This window comes from Scytonema sp. PRP1, from assembly GCF_036697665.2.
Taxonomy (GTDB): Bacteria; Cyanobacteriota; Cyanobacteriia; order Cyanobacteriales; family Nostocaceae; genus Kalymmatonema; species Kalymmatonema gypsitolerans.
The window spans coordinates 1-17868 of record NZ_JBAHYJ020000076.1 but is presented as its reverse complement, the minus strand read 5'-3'; the positions used below and the strand labels follow the sequence as shown (position 1 = coordinate 17868).

Annotated in this window: 18 protein-coding genes; 9 read left to right on the top strand and 9 right to left on the bottom strand. The window is 44.1% G+C overall.

Features of this window, described 5'->3' with window-relative positions; translation table 11 throughout:
• Nucleotides 1-246 precede the first annotated feature (246 nt).
• From V5G28_RS17275 to V5G28_RS17255, 5 genes are all read left to right on the top strand, one after another.
• Nucleotides 247-993, top strand: coding sequence for a CAP domain-containing protein (locus V5G28_RS17275; RefSeq protein WP_332995306.1), 747 nt, complete (start codon nucleotides 247-249; stop codon nucleotides 991-993).
• A gap of 465 nt (nucleotides 994-1458) precedes the next feature.
• Nucleotides 1459-1881, top strand: a complete 423-nt coding sequence (locus V5G28_RS17270; protein WP_332995231.1) for a hypothetical protein — start codon at nucleotides 1459-1461, stop codon at nucleotides 1879-1881.
• 2 nt (nucleotides 1882-1883) lie between these two features.
• Complete coding sequence (locus tag V5G28_RS17265; protein WP_332995229.1) at nucleotides 1884-2333, top strand: SGNH/GDSL hydrolase family protein; 450 nt, start codon at nucleotides 1884-1886, stop codon at nucleotides 2331-2333.
• Between the two features lie 393 nt (nucleotides 2334-2726).
• Nucleotides 2727-3419 carry a CAP domain-containing protein gene (locus V5G28_RS17260; RefSeq protein ID WP_332995304.1) on the top strand — a complete coding sequence of 231 codons (693 nt, stop codon included), beginning with the start codon at nucleotides 2727-2729 and terminating at the stop codon, nucleotides 3417-3419.
• Nucleotides 3420-3523: 104 nt separating this feature from the next.
• Entirely contained in the window at nucleotides 3524-4375 is an 852-nt protein-coding gene (locus tag V5G28_RS17255; RefSeq protein ID WP_332995227.1) for an alpha/beta fold hydrolase, read from the top strand.
• Between the two features lie 380 nt (nucleotides 4376-4755).
• Here V5G28_RS17255 and V5G28_RS17250 read toward each other — a convergent pair whose 3' ends face one another.
• The 5 genes from V5G28_RS17250 to carA form a co-directional block, all read right to left on the bottom strand.
• A complete protein-coding gene (locus V5G28_RS17250; protein ID WP_073636341.1) occupies nucleotides 4756-5058 on the bottom strand; it encodes a DUF1816 domain-containing protein in 303 nt (100 codons plus the stop codon).
• A gap of 85 nt (nucleotides 5059-5143) precedes the next feature.
• Nucleotides 5144-6118, bottom strand: coding sequence for a 23S rRNA (guanosine(2251)-2'-O)-methyltransferase RlmB (rlmB, locus tag V5G28_RS17245; protein WP_332995224.1), 975 nt, complete (start codon nucleotides 6116-6118; stop codon nucleotides 5144-5146).
• 93 nt (nucleotides 6119-6211) lie between these two features.
• Nucleotides 6212-6697, bottom strand: a complete 486-nt coding sequence (locus V5G28_RS17240; RefSeq protein WP_332995221.1) for a Mini-ribonuclease 3 — start codon at nucleotides 6695-6697, stop codon at nucleotides 6212-6214.
• A 477-nt stretch (nucleotides 6698-7174) separates the two neighbouring features.
• On the bottom strand, nucleotides 7175-7543 hold the full coding sequence (locus tag V5G28_RS17235; RefSeq protein ID WP_073636344.1) for an STAS domain-containing protein: 369 nt from the start codon (nucleotides 7541-7543) through the stop codon (nucleotides 7175-7177).
• Between the two features lie 199 nt (nucleotides 7544-7742).
• A complete protein-coding gene (carA, locus tag V5G28_RS17230) occupies nucleotides 7743-8909 on the bottom strand; it encodes a glutamine-hydrolyzing carbamoyl-phosphate synthase small subunit (RefSeq protein ID WP_332995219.1) in 1167 nt (388 codons plus the stop codon).
• A gap of 358 nt (nucleotides 8910-9267) precedes the next feature.
• On the opposite strand from carA, the gene V5G28_RS17225 reads away from it, so the two are divergent.
• The gene (locus tag V5G28_RS17225; RefSeq protein WP_332995218.1) at nucleotides 9268-10401 is read left to right on the top strand and encodes a retropepsin-like aspartic protease family protein; all 1134 of its coding nucleotides are present in this window, start codon (nucleotides 9268-9270) and stop codon (nucleotides 10399-10401) included.
• 324 nt (nucleotides 10402-10725) lie between these two features.
• Nucleotides 10726-12579 (top strand): cyclase family protein, encoded by a 1854-nt coding sequence (locus V5G28_RS17220; RefSeq protein ID WP_332995216.1) that lies wholly within the window; start codon nucleotides 10726-10728, stop codon nucleotides 12577-12579.
• Nucleotides 12580-12737: 158 nt separating this feature from the next.
• Here the strand turns inward: V5G28_RS17220 and V5G28_RS17215 are convergent, their stop codons facing one another.
• Nucleotides 12738-13145, bottom strand: coding sequence for a hypothetical protein (locus V5G28_RS17215; protein WP_096563158.1), 408 nt, complete (start codon nucleotides 13143-13145; stop codon nucleotides 12738-12740).
• Nucleotides 13146-13208: 63 nt separating this feature from the next.
• A complete protein-coding gene (locus tag V5G28_RS17210; protein ID WP_332995212.1) occupies nucleotides 13209-14294 on the bottom strand; it encodes a hypothetical protein in 1086 nt (361 codons plus the stop codon).
• Nucleotides 14295-14495: 201 nt separating this feature from the next.
• Here V5G28_RS17210 and V5G28_RS17205 point away from each other — a divergent pair, with 201 nt between their 5' ends.
• The gene (locus tag V5G28_RS17205; RefSeq protein WP_332995210.1) at nucleotides 14496-15992 is read left to right on the top strand and encodes an aldehyde dehydrogenase family protein; all 1497 of its coding nucleotides are present in this window, start codon (nucleotides 14496-14498) and stop codon (nucleotides 15990-15992) included.
• 10 nt (nucleotides 15993-16002) lie between these two features.
• The gene (locus V5G28_RS17200) at nucleotides 16003-16401 is read left to right on the top strand and encodes a nuclear transport factor 2 family protein (RefSeq protein ID WP_096563155.1); all 399 of its coding nucleotides are present in this window, start codon (nucleotides 16003-16005) and stop codon (nucleotides 16399-16401) included.
• Between the two features lie 151 nt (nucleotides 16402-16552).
• On the opposite strand, the gene V5G28_RS17195 is transcribed toward V5G28_RS17200, so the two are convergent.
• Nucleotides 16553-16888 carry a hypothetical protein gene (locus tag V5G28_RS17195; RefSeq protein WP_026082620.1) on the bottom strand — a complete coding sequence of 112 codons (336 nt, stop codon included), beginning with the start codon at nucleotides 16886-16888 and terminating at the stop codon, nucleotides 16553-16555.
• A gap of 307 nt (nucleotides 16889-17195) precedes the next feature.
• Nucleotides 17196-17495 carry an RNA recognition motif domain-containing protein gene (locus V5G28_RS17190; RefSeq protein ID WP_017317232.1) on the bottom strand — a complete coding sequence of 100 codons (300 nt, stop codon included), beginning with the start codon at nucleotides 17493-17495 and terminating at the stop codon, nucleotides 17196-17198.
• Nucleotides 17496-17868 lie beyond the last annotated feature (373 nt).

Sequence of the window (17868 nt, the reverse complement as noted above, 5' to 3'; positions counted from 1 at the left end):
TGCTATTTTGAACATAAAAAAACATACGTACGGAATGCCTGTATGGCAAGTCATCCCTCCTAAGGTCTATTTCGCTAGGCTGGGTGTTTCCTGTATGTTGTTCAAAAGGTTACAAAGAATACAAATTTGCAAATTCTATTTAAGTTCTCTATTAAACCGAGAACTACTGATTATTAACATCAGTAAAACGCTGTGCATCCAAGGCAACTCCATTAACTCAATAGAACAGAAATCGTGAGGTTATTAATGCGTCGCAATGGATTTTGTGTGTTGTTCCCTATCGCTATGATCGCAACTTGCAGTTCTCAGCTATTTCTATCTAGCCGATCTGTGGCAAACAATACGTTGGAACGCCCCCCTAGTGAAGCTCAAAAAGCGAATCCTACTACCACAGCCGCAGCGTCAACTTACCTGTCTTCATTGGAACAACAGGTAATTATGGAAATGAATAAGGTTCGGACAAATCCCAAGGGATACATCCCTGTCTTGGAAAACTATAAACAGCGCTTTCAAGGTAAGCGAGTCAAAATCTCGGATAAATTCTTCATGCAAACATTTGAAGGTGTGAAAGCTGTTGATGAGGCGATCGCATTTCTTCAGTCAGCTCGTCCTCTTAGTCCTTTAACTCCATCTGTGGGAATGTCTCTAGGTGCTAGAGATCATGTCAAAGATAATGGCTCAAGAGGTTCAACAGGTCACCAAGGCAGCGATGGCAGCAACCCATCTACTCGTATCGACCGCTATGGAAGTTGGCAATCTACTGCTGGGGAAAATATCAGCTATGGTCCTAGTACGGCACAGGAAATCGTCATGCAATTACTTGTTGATGATGGAGTGCCGAATCGCGGGCATAGAAAAAACATCTTTAACCCCAATTTTAAAGTGGCTGGGGTTGCTTATGGAAGTCACGCTAAATACAAAACCATGTGCGTGATTAATTACGCAGCAGGGTATGAAGAAAAATCAATTGCAGCAGTTAGTAGGCGTAATTAAACATCACTCTTTGGGGTCGGGAATAGAGAATGCGAAATGTTTCTTTCCTATTCTCTCTTCCCAGCCCGAACGAGTTACCTTGAGGTGCATCGCGGTAAAAAATTGAAATTTGTTGGCAATCTCCCGTTAAATGCTTATGCATGATAACGGGAGTTTTCTATTAAGAATGAGTCAGAAAAAGACTTTTGCAAGAAGTATGAATCACAACTCTAGCTATGATGACGTATTGGTTGCTTAATTAGTTCCACATACTTCACAACTAAGTGCAAGGAGTTGCGTTCAAAGATATCATATCAAGTCCGCTCAATATCAATGATAAATACTATATAAATCATAAAAACTATATAAATAGTTTTCACTCTTTTTTTGATGACGCTTAATGAAGTTAGAGTAAGCATTGGAACAGAAAACGACACGCGATCTTAGCAGTACAAGAGTACGCTGATAAATCAAATGGGGAACATAATGGCTATCCAAAATCAAATCCGCCGTTTGTTAAGCATAGAGAAGAGTATTGAGTGCTTTTGCGAAAAAACAGCCCATGCTCGGTGGAGTAATGTTAGTCTAGCTGCCATACTACTGTGTTTTCTCCCGGTTGGAACTGCCACCGCAGCTACCAAAGTCATGTCCTTAGGAGACTCTCTATGTGCAAATAATATTGCCGTTCTGCGTAGTGCGGTGGCACAGACCAAACTTGGATCTACCATAGACTGGGTGGGAACTAAAAAAGATGGCGCATATACTGACCCCGATAATGAGTGTCATGGTGGTTGGTCGGCGGCGCAGGTGTTGCAACAGCCGAAATCAAATGTTCGTCTCCCTTCCTGGGAGGGAAAGCCAGGGAGCATTCGGACTGGGTTCAAGCGACCAAGCCTGATGTGGTGCTGATAATGCTTGGCACCAATGATTTTTTTGCTAGTGATGTACGAGGCGATAACACCTCAGAGTTTCTCACAAAATCCCTTCAAGGAATTATCGATGATATCTTGTTATTACGTCCCAACGCCAGAGTTGTGGTCGCTTCAATTCCCCCGTTTAAATGGGAGATTCAGAAGGGTGTTGATACTAGTCAAACGAAAACGAAAGCCAACGCATTTCTTAAGCAGCGTGTACTGCAGCTCTCTGCACGGGGTAAGCGAATCTTCTTCCTTGATATGCACGCCGCAGTACTTGCTCGATTGAAACAGGGCGATATTTTTAGTGACGACGGTCTCCACTTTAACGATGAAGGCAATAAGTTTATAGCACAGCAGTGGATACGTGCTCTTTTTGCGGTACTTCAAGGTAGACCAAAAGGTAGACCAACGCCCATTGTTCCGACAACTTCTAAAAACTATTAACATCAACAAGCAATACGGTTCAGTTAGTGGTGTTTAGTTTTGTTAAGATCCCCCAACCCCCTTAAAAAAGGGGGCTTAGTTCCCTCCTTTTTAAGGAGGGCTAGGGAGGATCAATCGTTAACTGAACTGTATTGCATCAACAAGCGCGTTATTTTTTGTTGCAATGCTTAGGAAAACGCCTTAATGCTCAGTATCTCTAGCAAAAAATTATTAATTGTTGAATAAACAAGGCTTAGATTCCCGACTTCTTGAAGAAGTCGGGAATCTATTGTTCACGTAGCGGCAGATCGTAGGGCTTATGATTTAGGATTGCTATAGCCATCTGGAAACCAGTTGTAAAATCATGAATCTAAATACATATTGACTGGTTGGTCTAAAGCTATGAGGTCGTTGATGCGTCGGATGGTATTTTGGATGTTTACGCCCATCGCTCTATTAACCACATCGTGTGATAAATTGTTTGAATTTGATTTCTCTGTACCTAATATTCCTGAAGAAAATCCTGATGTGTTACCACGCGGGAAGACTCTTTCGCGCCTTGAACAACAAGTGATTGTGGAAATGAATAAGGCGAGAACAAATCCCAGTGCTTATGCTGCTGTTTTGGAAAAGTATAAACAAGGCTTTGAAGGCAAGCGAGTTAGAATCTCGAGTCATACTTATTTGCAAACACAGGAAGGAGTCAAAGCGGTTGATGAGGCGATCGCCTTTCTTAAATCAGTCCGTCCGGTGGGACGTTTAACGGCATCCAAAGGAATGTCTTTGGCGGCTAAGGATCATGTCAAAGACCAAGGTTCAAAAGGTATTCTTGGTCACAAAGGCAGCGATAAGAGTGATCCCTTTACTCGCCTCAAGCGCTACGGAACTTGGAAACTCACCGCTGGGGAAAATATTAGCTATGGTTCCCACACAGCACAGAATATTGTTATGCAATTAATTATTGATGATGGGGTACCGGATCGCGGTCATAGAACAAATATGTTTAACCCTGCTTTTAAGGTGACGGGAGTTGCTTTTGGAATTCACAACACATACAGGCAGATGTGCGTGATTAACTACGCGGGAGGATATAGAGAAAAATCCTAATTCATTATATCTCCTGTACAAACGCTACGCGCCGAGAGCGCCTGCCCGTAGAGCTTACGTACTTCCTAAGTAGTAACTCAAAACGAACTATAAATTACTCATAAATGATCAATCGCCATAAGAATACAGCTTCATCTGCTGCTAACCTTAACGTCCACGTTCAAGGTCAAGGCTTCCCGATTCTCTGCTTGCACGGTCATCCTGGTTCCGGTTCTAGTCTTTCTGTCTTTACCAATCACTTATCAAAACGCTTTCAAACTATTGCCCCAGATTTGCGCGGATACGGCAAAAGTCGGTTTAATGGCAATTTTAATATGAACGACCATTTGACCGACTTGGAAGCGCTTCTAGACCGTTATCAAATCAAAAAATGTCTGATATTGGGGTGGTCGCTTGGTGGCATTCTAGCAATGGAATTGGCACTACGGTTACCTGAACGAGTCACTGGGCTAATTTTGGTGGCGACTGCTGCCCGACCCAGAGGCAATCATCCGCCTGTGAGTTGGCAAGATAATCTTTATACTGGTGTTGCCGCGCTCTTAAGCTGCATAAAACCAGATTGGCGGTGGAATATTGAAACTTTCGGCAAGCGATCGCTCTTCCGCTACCTGATCCAACAACACACTCCTACCGCGTACAAATACATAGCAAAAGAAGCTGTACCAGCGTATCTCCAAACTTCTGCTTTTGCGACTCGCGCTCTTTATACCGCGATTGGGGCTGGGTATAATCGACTTGTAGACCTAGAAGAAATTCAATGTCCTGCTCTTGTACTTGCTGGGGAAGGCGATCGCCACATCACAGTTGACGCTAGCTTAGAGACATCTCGGTACCTCAAAGATTGCCAATCGCACTGCTATCCTAATACCGCCCATCTTTTCCCGTGGGAGATCCCCAACCAAGTCTTGAGGGACATTGACCGTTGGCTTGAGAAAAATCGACACATTCTGGGTTAGTAGTTGCGCTTGCTCGCAACTACTAACTAGTGGTTTATCGCATTAATTATGATGGTTGTATAAGTTCGTAGTAAGGAATGCGCGTCCTAAACTCTTTGAGTGTTTACGCTGACTACAAAGCCTTCAAAACTAATGCGATAGACCACTTGCCTTCTGACTAGAAAAGAACTCACAACTCAAGCATGCAGCCCAGTGGGAGACTCCAAAACTCCGACCATAACCCAAAAGGCTTGTTTTGCGGGTGGATTTCAACTCAAGCAAAAATCTCCAATATTTATTTATGGAGATGAATAATTCTTTGCTTGTAGAATCCTTTGCTGCAATTGGTAGAAATATTCACCAATTGGTAAATTCTGCGTTCTGAGTTCTTGTCAGTTTGATTACATTTGACCGCTAAAGACAGGCTTTACTTTGCGGTCAATCCTTTCCCCCAAGTCATCAGCGATCGTCAAAGCATTTGGCTTGCAGCGCTTGACATTAATAATAATTCCTTGCGCTCCTTCTTGTTCCAAATCTTCTACGTAGCCTTTTATCGCCGCTTTTGCATCAACAGAACTGAGAAACGGTCCAAAGTAGTAGGTGCAACGAGGATTTTGTGTCACAACTTCTACCCACCAAGCGAAGCCAAAGTTGTGGAATATGTTAATTAAGAATTCCTTGAGGTTATTCCAAGTGGTTTTCATGGTTCTCGCCGATTTCTAAATATGGTACTGGGTTCTAGATGATATGCTGCTAATTTTCTCTGTTTTACATTTCTTTATACTCTGTTTACTGTTCTTTTTTCAAAGAAATTTTTTGTAATTTATCGAGATGTAGCATATTTACCCAGCGTTGTCGGTAAACTTCATAAAGCGCCATTCCTGCTGCTACTGAGGCATTCAGGCTAGGAGTCTTACCTTGTAGGGGGATCGACACCAAAAAATCGCAATGGCGTTGTGTCAAAATACTCAGACCTTCGCCTTCAGAACCAACTACCAAAACAATAGGACCTTTGAAATCCACCATATGCACAGGTTCGCTTGCGTCCGTTGCAGTACCGTAAATCCAAAAGCCAGCGGCTTTGAGTTCTTCCAAAGCGCGTTGCAAGTTGACCACTCTGGCGACTGGAAAGTTTTCTAAAGCACCAACAGCGACTTTCATCACTGTAGAGGTGATACCAGATGCTCTACGTTGTGGGATCACCATTCCTTGAGCACCCAAAGCCTCTGCACTGCGAATAATTGCGCCCAAATTGTGGGGGTCAGTGATTCCTTCAGCAACAACAATCACTGGATCCGTTACAGATTTTGCCTGTGTGATCAACTCATCCAAATCAATGTAATCGTAGGGAGCAACTTGCGCCGCTATACCTTGGTGGTTAGCTTGGTCTGTGATTTGGTCTAAACGCTTGGGTTCAACTTCGTCGATAATTGTGCCATTTTCCTTCGCTCGTAAAACCAGCGAGTGAAAGCGGGGATCATATCGCAGGCGCGAAGTAATCCAGAGACGGTGAAGATGGCGCTCATTTTCCAAAGCACTTAACACTGGATGACGACCGTAGATCAAATCCGTATCTTGTGATTCTTGAGTGGATGAATCGGAGAAGTTACGATGTGGGCGTGAGCCTTCTGTTAGGACTTTAGCACCTTTATCTCTGGGAGGGCGACTTGGAAGAGAAATGACACGCTTTGCTTTCATTCTCAAGGGTTGTCGCCCACTATTAGGTTCGGCAGAAGTCTTGATTTTTCTTGGTTTATTCATCATATGAGTTGTTGGTAGAGCTTATAGGTGGGCATCCTTGTTATCTCAATTTACCGAACCTACTCTACAAGTTTTGCCACTGTGAGGCAGGATTTCTCACGGCTTTTCTAGGTGAAGTTTTTGCAACAGTTCGGTTAAGCGACGGAAATTGGTGAGATACAGGTAGCCAATTAAAGTTTCTAAACTAGTTGCGTGTTGATAGGTTCCGGGATCAACCCGCTTAGGGCGTCCTGTGGCGGCGTTGCGACCCCGTCGGACAATTTCTAACTCGTCGTCCTGCAGATGAGGATACAGTTTTTGCAACATTTTAGCCTGCGTCTCTGCTCTCACTTGTGCCACAACTAGATGATGGTATGTTTCTGGTCGCCTAGGTGGTAGTAGATAAAACATTCTGACGTACAGTTCATAAACTGCGTCTCCCAAATATGCTAAAGCAGTAGGAGAAATTTGTTGCAGTTGTGCCTGTGAAATCTGTTGGAATAATTGCTCTCTGCTTGCCGTTAGTAGTTGACACCAAACTGAATCCTGACTGAGAGCTTCATTATTTGATCCATCTAGTGGGTCTTCCTCCTTTGATGTCACAAGTTCTTCTTTCCTCGCAGGCTACATGAGAAAGGCTTTCTTCGGGAAAACTTAACTTTTCTACCCGCAGACTGCCATGCAGGTTTACCTAAGCATAATCAAAGCAAAAAAATTTACTGTGCAATTTTTATCTTTTTTTCAATTTCTAGTTGCCATTTCGTATACTGAAGGCTCTTAACCTGAAGTGTGAAATCCAGAAGTATCTAAGATGCTTTTTCCGCAATCTAAAAATAAAGATGCTTCTAAAGCCTAAAGTATAAGGTATAAATAATCAAATTGATAGTATATTGATATTATACTGTTTTATTGTAGCATACAGCTACCGATTCTTCAGGCTTATACGGTATATATTATATCGTTGTTATCCTTCATATTTCTACTCGGCTTTCCTCCTTATACAAGAATTATGATTCTGTAAAAATTTAGCTATCCAGATTTGATGATCGGATAGCTATATTAACCTCTTAGATCAAGCAATCAAGACGACTTGACGTTTTCTAGAGCCGCTTCAACTGATGTTTGTAGGGCGAGAAACTTCTCCAAGCGAACAAGCTTGACCGTTTGAGTGACACGGGCATTAGTGACAATTTGCAAAGTGCCTTCGGAGTTAGCCTGTTTGGCTAGCTGCACCAAAGCACCCAAGCCGGAGCTATCAACAAAATCGATTTGTGAGAGATCCAGAATAATGTGCTTTGGTCCCTCTTCAATCTTGCTCCCAAGTACCTTGCGAAATGTCGGTTCGGAAAAGGCGTCTAACAAACCTGTGAGGCGGAATAGCTGACAGTTATCCCGGACTTCTCGAGTGCCTCTTAGGCTTACAGTTAGATTAAGTGGCTCAGCAATAATTCCCTCCTCATAGTTATGGCGAAATAGTTATGGCGAACGCTCAAGTATAGATGGTTTTATTGTATGTTGTCTACAACCTGCTGGCAGGAGAAATGAGGGAGATGTAAAAATTCTCCCTTGTCCTGCTTATCCGACAGCATCCGACAGCATACCCCTCATCTTTTTTGTCTCCTTGTCCTGTTTTGTGCTTTCTCCATTTTTACCCTACTCTGGCGACTCCGGCTCGACGAGCTGCTCGCATTGCTTGGACAAACTGCTCAAACAGATAATCAGCATCGTGAGGACCAGGGCTTGCCTCTGGGTGATATTGTACAGAAAACACGGGCAGGGATTTGTGACGTAACCCAGCAATGGTGGAGTCGTTTAAATTAAGATGGCTAATTTCTACAACACCATTAGGTAAAGTCTCTGGGTCAATGGCAAAGCTATGGTTTTGGCTGGTAATTTCTACTCGTTGTTGCAAACCAGCTGGCTGATTTAAACCACGATGACCAAATTTGAGTTTGAAAGTTTCAGCACCAAGCGCATGACCCAAAATTTGGTGTCCCATACAAATGCCAAACATGGGTTTGTGAGTTTCCAGTAGCGCTTTGGTCGTTTCAATACCTTCGCTGACAGATGCTGGATCCCCAGGACCATTAGAAAGAAAGATTCCATCTGGATTGTATTTGAGAATTTCTTCTGGTGGGGTATTAGCGGGAACAACAATGACGCGGCAACCGTAACTCGCTAAACGACGCATTATATTGCGTTTCACGCCAAAGTCAATGGCGACGACAGTGAAAGATTCCCCAGAATTTTCTTGGCAAGCAGGATTAAATTCCCATACCGGGTTGGTGGGATCAGACCATTCATATATATTTGGGGTGGTGACCTCGCGGACGAGATTCAATCCTTTCATGCTAGGAGCTGCCTGCACTTGCTCTAGCAACTCAGCCTCATCTAAAATTTCTGTGGAAATGCCACCGTTCATCGCTCCGAAAATCCGAATTTTGCGGGTAAGGGCGCGGGTATCAATGCCGTATATACCTGGGATATCGTATTGTTCAAGGTAGTCGGATAATGACTGTGTGGAGCGCCAGTTACTTGGTCGAGTACAAATATTCCGAGCAACAGCACCTTGCACCTGCGGTCTACTTGATTCCTCGTCCTCTGGATTAACGCCAGTATTTCCCAATTCAGGATAAGTAAAAACGACGATCTGACCGCAGTAACTAGGGTCGGTCAGCACTTCTTGATATCCGGTCATGCCAGTGTTAAAAACCACTTCCCCAATCTTGGTTCCAGTGGCACCAAAAGACCAACCACGATATGTGGTTCCATCTGCCAAAACAAAAATAGCAGGTATTGCGTCAGATAGAGGCATAAGCTATGAAATTGAAGGATTAAGGATTTGGGATTGTTAGGGGATCGGGGAGTAGTAAGTGGTGAAGATGAGGAGGATGAGAATGAGGAGAATGAGGAAGTGAATGAATAATAACTACTCTTGCTTATCTCCCTTATCTCTCTTATCTCCCCCATCTCGCTCATCTGCTTTATCCTTACTCCCCCATTTCTCGATTAACTCGATACTGCGAACGAATATTATGCCATGACTCAAGGATTTCGGAACTTATAACTCAATTAACCAAAGCTTAAGACTCGAAGACACAAAATTTTTAAACAGTAATGGGCAGTGGCAGTAGATTTCAAAACCTTAGAACAGATAAAATTTAAAATTAATTATGGTTCAATTTATTTTATCCCGAGCAGGGCTGATTCTTCTGTCAACCACACTAGCGGTTTTGGCTGTTGGCTGTAATAGAGAGCAACAGGTTGCCGTGACAAGTGGCGATGAGCAGCCTGTTGTCCCTAAAGATCAGAGTGTTGCCCCGCCTACTGCCACAACGACACCTCTAAGCGCTAGCCCACAACTAGAGCCAGCAAGGCAGCACTTGTCTGAGATTGAAGTCGGTTATTTTGAACAGGGACTAGATAAAGCTGTTAGCGCTCTTAGCATCAGCCAATCTGCTCAATCCACAGATGATTGGAATTTGGTGGCAATTGAGCTGCAAGAAGCGATCGCCCTGATGCAGAAAGTTCCAGTTGATAGTCCTTATTTCACAAGCGCTCAAGCAAAAATCATAGATTACAAGCGCCATGTCAAATATGCAACAAAAAAAGCTACTCGTCCAGTAAATCCACCAGCACAAGCACAACCGGAGAGGGTAGCAGTTGGCATCCCCGAACCTTCTGTGACACCAAGTATCACCCAACCAATTGTCACCCAGCCGATTGTCACGCAACCACCCTTAGCACCTCGGGCAAAACCGTTACCACCGTTGCCAAAGCCGACGACCGTAGCGCCACTGAAACAACAAGAGGTGTTGGTCGTGCCAACGAAACGGCAAAACGAACAACCGGTGTATACAGCCCCAATCAAACGGCGAATTGGTGGCACACCAATTATCGAAGTCACCTTCAATGGCGATCAGCTCTTTGAGATGATTGTGGATACGGGAGCTAGTGGCACAGTGATTACCCAGAAGATGGCAAATGCTTTGGCAGTGGTGCAAGTTGGAAGAGCCAAGGCAAATACGGCAAGTTCCAAAGCAGTAGAATTTCCCATCGGCTATGTAGATTCGATGGAAGTTGGTGGGGTTAAGGTGAATCGCGTAGCAGTGGCGATCGCTGGCACAGAGCTAGAAACTGGGCTTCTCGGACATGACTTTTTTGGTGACTATGATATCACCATCAAACGCGATGTCGTAGAATTTCGCCCGCAATCACACTCGCAAATCAATTCTACGCAAGAAGCTGAATTTGTTGCTCCAACTTTGCCCAAGGAGCGCCAACCTGTAGTCGATCCTTTGCGTTGACAAAATGTTCCGGTAAAATCACTAATATGGTACAGTAATCATTAAATACCGTGGGGCACGCGGAAATTAACGCTTGCGGAGGCATCTGTAATGGTGCGATATGAGAATGTAAGACGTGAGTGGGGAAAACTTGCTCATCGCAGTCTCAGCCCAAGAATCCTATCCCCTTTTAGGCGTGGGAATGTCAATTATAACTAATTCACTTTTTGCTGCAACATTTGAACCCTCCAAAGCCTAATATTTATAGGGGTTGGAGGGGTTATTTATAATTATTTATAATAAAGAATAATAAAGGTAGTTAACAAACCTTTGCAACCCTGACGCGTGAAGGATCATCACTCTCTCCTAGATACAGCCAAGTCCTACTTGCTTAAAGAAGTTGTACCATTAGCTAACGAGATAGATTGCAACCCAACTGCTTTATTTCAAGCACTTCGAGGTTTTGGGGAATTGGGTATGCTAGCGCTCTTGGTTCCACGCCAATGGGGTGGACAAGAAGTCAGCGAACAGACATATGGCAGCTTTCAAGAACTGGTAGCACGGTATTCTGGTGCTTTAGCGTTTCTGCAAACTCAACACCAAAGCGCTGCTGGTATGCTCGTTGCTAGTAGCAACTCCTCGCTACAGGAAAAATACCTCCCCCGTATGAGCAACGGTGAAGTTTTACTGGGTGTTGGCTTTTCCCAGCTTCGGCGCGAAGGAGATCCGCTGACTGTAGCTATACCAATACCTGGAGGATATCAACTCAATGGGGTTGTTCCTTGGGTGACAGGACAGGGCTTTTTCAGCGAGTTTATTGTCGCCGCCACATTACCAGATGGTGGTGCTGTTTTCGGTGTTGTGCCTTTGCGAGAAACACGTCAAGAGTCAGGAGGTGCTATGACACTTTCAAGTGCTGCACAACTGGCGGCTATGACATCAACCAACACCGTAACCGCCAGCTTGAAAAATTGGTTTTTACCCACAGAAAGTGTCGTTTTTATGAAACCTGCTGGCTGGATTCACGAAAACGATAAAAAGAATGTTCTTCGCGCCACTTTTCTGGCTACAGGATGCGCTTTTGCTGGTTTAGATATTTTGGAGTCTGTCGCACGCACAAAATCGCTGTCTTTCATCACCAATGCTTTTGATTCTCTTCAACAGGAACTCAGGAACTGTCGCACCGCCGTTGAGGAAGCGCAAAATAATTCAGGTTTGGAATTGTCTGAACGCCTGGAATTACGGGCTTGGGCGATTGATTTAGCAGGGCGAATAGCTCATGCAGCGGTGACTGTTTCCAGTGGTGCTGCTCTACATAGTTCTCACGATGCACAGCGAGTCTACCGCGAGGCGCTGGTATTTACTGTAACCGGTCAAACTCGTGCTGTTATGGAAGCAACGCTCTTGAGGTTAATCTCTCGGAACCTCACCCCCAACCCCTCTCCGCTGGCGGAGAGGGGAGTTAATCTTCCTCCTGCAAGTAGCGGAAATAAGGGGGGTTCTATTACTTACTCGCGGGTGATACACCTGAGTCATGTCATTAACCCGGATATTCCTCAATGGCAAGGTGATCCGCCAGTAGAATTTGAGACTGTGGCGGAACTGCATAAGGATGGTTATTATCTGCGGCGTTTTTCTATGGGGGAACACAGTGCGACTCATATCAATGCTCCCAACAGCTTTCACCTTGATGGTGTGGGAATTGACGAATATCCTGCCCAGTCCTTGGTTGTCCCTGCGGTAGTTATTGATATTCGGGAACAGGCGCTGGGGAATTCGGATTACGCCCTTACGGTTGCTGATATTCTCGCTTGGGAGGAACAATATGGTGAGATTCCGCCTGGTTGCGTGGTGTTACTGTATACAGGCTGGCAAGAGAAATGGTTGGATAAAAATGCCTTTTTTAACCAGGATGCTCAAGGGAGTATGTATTTCCCTGGGTTTGGTAACGATGCAACACGGTTTTTAGTTGAGGAACGTCAAATTGCTGGGGTAGGAATTGATACTCATGGGGTAGATTCAGGGCAAGATACCACTTTTGCGACTAATCGCTTGGTATTGCAGAAACCGCGCATTGTCTTGGAAAATTTGACGAATTTGGATCAGTTACCACCAACAGGAGCTACTTTGGTGATTGGAGTGCTACGGTTGCAGGGCGGTTCGGGTTCTCCAGTTGGAGTGTTGGCGTTTTTGCCATAAATTTATAGGGGTTGCATATTGGTGTCATGATTTTTTATGCCAAAGCGAAAAAGGCGGGACAAAGGGAGTATCTCCTCTTTGTCTCACCCTCCATCGCTTTTTAACCTCACTCAACTGTGCGAAGAAAAATTATTTTATGAATTAGTTTAAAATTTATCCTATGTAAGGTTATCAAGCTGATTTACTACCGCAGCAATTTTTACCAGTCCTCCTGAAGCTGGGCTTAAAATTGCACCAACAAGGTTCACAAAACCAGTTAAAATTGTTAGGAATTTATTAAAATTATCCAGTTTATTGATGGCAGCATCCAACTTGCCCGTGACTTTTTTTATTCTTTCTGCCGGTTCCCGCAAATCAGTTCGTATTTCGTCAATTTGTCCAATAGCTATCTTATTTAGACTACTATTAAGAGTCGTTACCCATTTTGATATCTCTAAGGAATCTGCCTGAGTTATCTTAGATTTCGTAACTAACTCTAGTCTTTGAACGTTGATTGACTTAACAACTTGGCTTATCCGATCATGGCACTCTTTCAATTCACTTGACTTAAGACTACTTACTACCATTTTAGATCTCCTTTTATGTCAAAATATGAGGAATCATGAAAATTTTAACTAGGCAAATTTTAATTAGAAACCTTTATTCATTTTTTCAATTAAAGGTTCTAAGCTTTTTTCGTACTCAGATACTATTTTTCCAACATTTTTGATTTCCTCCTGCTCGTATGTGATTGCTTTTTCTTTAGTCGCTGCTTTATCTGCTTTGGCTGTGTCAAGCCTTTGACAATAGTCTTGCAACTGCGCGTCACTAAGCTGCTTTTCACCTTTACCTTGAAACTCTGTTTTGACGTTGCTATGCATTGCGGCTATTTGCTGAAGTATTGCTACATAGTTTCCGGCTACATCTTTTCTAGTTCTGATAGAATCCATAGCCTTGTTATAGTCTTCTTCTAGCTTGATGAAATCTAGAGGATGGTCTTGTGAAACTGGTGTAAGTCCACCGATGTAATTAGTAAAGTAATTTCGAACTTCTTGCTCTTCCGCTATCAAAATTCCATTAACATAAGCCTGTTCTGTCAGTGCTCTTAAGCCTCCTGTTGTAGGTTGGTTAGAGGCTAAATCTTTTACGCTAGATGTTGCAGATCCAATATAAGTTTGTATATCCTTGTCTGTACACAAAATTGCTTGTTTTAACTTTTCTTGGCGAAATTTCATTGTCAATGCATTGGTAATAAATTTGGTAATACTTATGCCTGCATTAACATCAGAAGTATCAAAACTAAAGGGCTTTCCATTGGCTTGAGGAACTTGTAATTTCTTGAGTGATTCACCAAGGTCATTAAAGTTTTTGTCGAATGAGACAGTATCATCACTAGCCATCTTGCCCAAAGTTTTTAAATATTTTACCAAGACAGAATTTGCATCCTTAACATTTTTGACAGCTGGTCTGTTGAAATCATCACATTTTTTTTCTTCCTGTTCTCTGAGTGGGAATGACCCTGAAGAACCTGGGGCTGTCAAAAAAGATATGTATTTAGTTCTTGTTATACAAGAGTTGTAAATATCATCAGCTAGCTTGGATGATGATTCTTCAAGCGCATCTGCCATTTTTCCTATTTTTTGGACTGAAGGAAAATCACGACCACAACTGTTAAGTAAAAGGGCAAATGGAACAAGAGCAACAATTGCTCGTATTGGTTTAAAATTTATTTTCATTGGATGTACTCTTTTATTAATCAACCAACCAGAAGGTCGTTGCTTGTTTGCTAACCTTGTTGCTTATTAATAGTTTGAGTTGAAATAAACATATGCACTTTGTGCTGCTCCTCCTGAAAACATGACTTGCTCACTTGACTACAATCGATAAAGCAAGCGAAACTAGTGCTTTCAGTAGATCACGAGCTGGAGGTCTTGGTTATGACCACTCCCCTGACTTGCCGCAATTACATCGACGGTAAATGGTTGAGCGCCTCCGGGGGAGCCACCCTAGAAAGTCGCAACCCTGCTGTTTCGAGCGAACTTGTTGCCACTTTCCCGCGTTCCGTAGCAGTTGATGTTGATACAGCAGTAGCAGCCGCCCGCAAGGCGTATCGTACCTGGCGACTCGTCCCCGCCCCAGCCAGAGCAGAATATGTTCACAAAGTGGGAGAACTTTTACTCAAGCACAAAGAAGAACTTGCCCAACTCATGAGTCGGGAAATGGGTAAACCCCTGACAGAAGCACGGGGAGATGTTCAAGAAGGTATTGACTGCGCCTATTACAGTGCTGGTGAAGGGCGACGGCTATTCGGGCAAACTATTCCCTCGGAAATGCCCAACAAATTTGCGATGACGGTAAGGATGCCCATTGGAGTCTGCGCCCTCATCACTCCGTGGAATTTCCCAGTCGCCATTCCTTGTTGGAAAGCTATGCCAGCTTTGGTGTGCGGTAATACTGTCATCCTTAAACCTGCCGAAGATACCCCCGCTTGTGCAACAAAACTTATTGAGATTTTTGCCGAAGCAGGTTTGCCACCCGGAGTTATCAACTTGGTGCATGGAGTGGGAGAAGAAGCAGGGAAAGCTTTAGTTGAGCATCCTGACATTGACTTAGTATCTTTTACCGGTTCTTCGCAAACGGGTGCTTTTGTTGGCGCAACTTGCGGACGCACTCACAAGCGCGTCTGTTTGGAGATGGGCGGCAAAAATGCCCAAATTGTTATGGAAGATGCTGACTTAGAACTTGCTCTCGATGGTGCGGTTTGGGGTGCATTTGGAACTGCCGGTCAAAGATGTACTGCAACCAGTCGCTTGCTTTTGCATCGCGATATCAAAGAGAAATTTACCACCATGCTCAAAGAGCGTACCAGTCAGTTACGCTTAGGTGCAGGAACTGATCCCAATATTGATGTGGGACCTTTGGTAAATGCATCTCAACTCAAACGGGTGAGCAAGTATCTGGATATTGCCCGTGAAGAAGGCGCAAAGGTGTTGATGGGTGGAGAAATAGTCACCGAGGGAGAACTAAAACACGGTTACTTCTTTCAACCCACGATTCTTGATGAAGTCACGCCGGAAATGCGAGTCGCCCGTGAAGAGATATTTGGTCCTGTGGTGGCGCTTATCGAGGTGAACTCTTTTGAAGAGGCGATCGCCATCCTCAACGATACTCCCTACGGTCTTTCTTCTTCAATCTACACGCGCGATATCAACCGCGCTTTCGCCGCCATGCGCGATATCGAAGCAGGGATCACTTACATCAATGGTCCTACCATTGGCGCAGAGGTGCATTTACCTTTTGGCGGTGTTAAGCAAACTGGAAACGGACACCGGGAAGCTGGTTCTGCTGTCTTGGATGTGTTTACAGAATGGAAGACAGTGTACGTAGACTTCTCTGGAAGCTTGCAACGTGCTCAAATAGATAACCGTAGTTAGGGGAATTTTTATGACTACGGGACAAGCGGCTTTAGAAGTCGTTCAAGCGTATTATGATGCACTACAACGAGGTGACCTTGAGGGGCTGCTTGCAGTTGCTGCTGACGATATCGTGCTAGAGGAAGCATCCTCCCTGCCATATGCTGGTGTTTACCGAGGACATACAGGGTGGCAAGACTTTGGTGCAGCTTTCACCGCCGTATGGCAAGATCCAGTGATTACAGTTGACAGTATCGCTGATGCTGGTGATTATGTAGTCGGTTTGGCTCGTTTAAGTGCAAAGTCCAGACGTACGGGGAAGAGTATTGAAATGCCTTTGGCAGAATTCTTCTGGGTTGCAGACGGCAAGATAAAACGGCTTCTCCCTTTCTACTGGGATACGGCTGGTGTATTGAAGACTATTTCGTAATAAGCATCCTCTAGCATTTGAGTTTATGGTGGGCAATCCCCACCCTACAAAAAAGCCCTTCCAGGATAACCCGGAAAGGCTTTTGGTGTATTCTGCGCCGGAGTGATGATGTTTTCCAGGCGCTACAGTTAAATGGAAGTCTGCTGTAGACTTAGCGGACTGCCTCCAGACAGCGGTAGTCGCGCATCCAGTCTTCCCCGTCCTGATCGCTTAGCACAGCGAGCCGCCCAGTAGTCAAAAACGCTAGCTTAAAAATTTCCCACTGCTCGTCGGTGATGTCACCTTGCTGTGAACTGACGCCTCCCTCCTCCCAGATAATCGTCACTTCTCTGCCCCCGGCAATCTCGAAGTTCCCCAAACGAGTAACTCGACCGAGATGCCACTTGAACTCGGCTCCGGCTTGCTTAGCCTGAGCCGTCTCGAGCGCCTCTGTGCCGGACTGGTGAATATACTGCCCTTCATTTGCCGATGATTCCTGCTTTGTCATAAGTTGCCCTACTCCTTTTATATGGTTTGCTCTGGTTGATTCTGCCTTCGGGCGTATCGGCGGTTCGTTTCACAAAAAACCACTGATACCGCCTTCTAGGCACCGGTACATTTATCAAACTGATCAAAAGATTTTTCATCGACCTATACGACCAAAACATTCCACCTATTCCTTGAGGAGATGTTTTGGAAAAGGACGATTCATACTCAAAGAAAGCCCTCGACTTTGCTATGAGGGGCTAGCAACAAAAAGCAACAGAATGCTCCGACTACTTTTTGCCTCTTTGATGCAGCTAAATCTACTACGGTTAGTAGCGGTTACGGAAGCTGTTGTTGCTTTGGTTACCACCAAACGAACTTCTGTTTTCCTTGGGCTTAGCCTTATTGACTTTGAGGTCACGACCCATCCATTCAGCACCATCAAGACCTTCAATGGCTGCTGATTCTTCAGCTTCTGTACCCATTTCCACAAAAGCAAAACCGCGCGGTTTACCTGTTTCACGGTCAGTTGGAACCTGAACCTGCTTGACAGAACCATATTCTGCAAACACAGAATTCAGATCTTCTTTTGTAACTTCATAAGAGAGGTTACCTACATAAAGTGACATAAATTGTCTCCAAAATCATAAGTGTGGAGAGATTTAGATTTCGGAGAGAAGTCTTTCAATACCAAAAGGAAAAAGCCGATCAATAAAAAAAACAAACACAGTTACCGAATAAATTCTCATATTACTAGGATGACATATCAGCTAACTATCAGGGGGAAAGTTGGTCAAATTGTTACATAAAGTCATCCGAGCAATTGAAAGGTAAGTGTTTTTTAGGGAGGATGCAGTGAAGTGTTTCTTCCGTGATGCCGTTTTGATGAAAATCTAACATCGGCTTTATGGCATACCATTAAGCAAATCAGCTTCCATCTTGCCATACTGTATTTTATAAAGAGTGAGAACGGCTATAGAATCAACCAAAATAGAATCAATT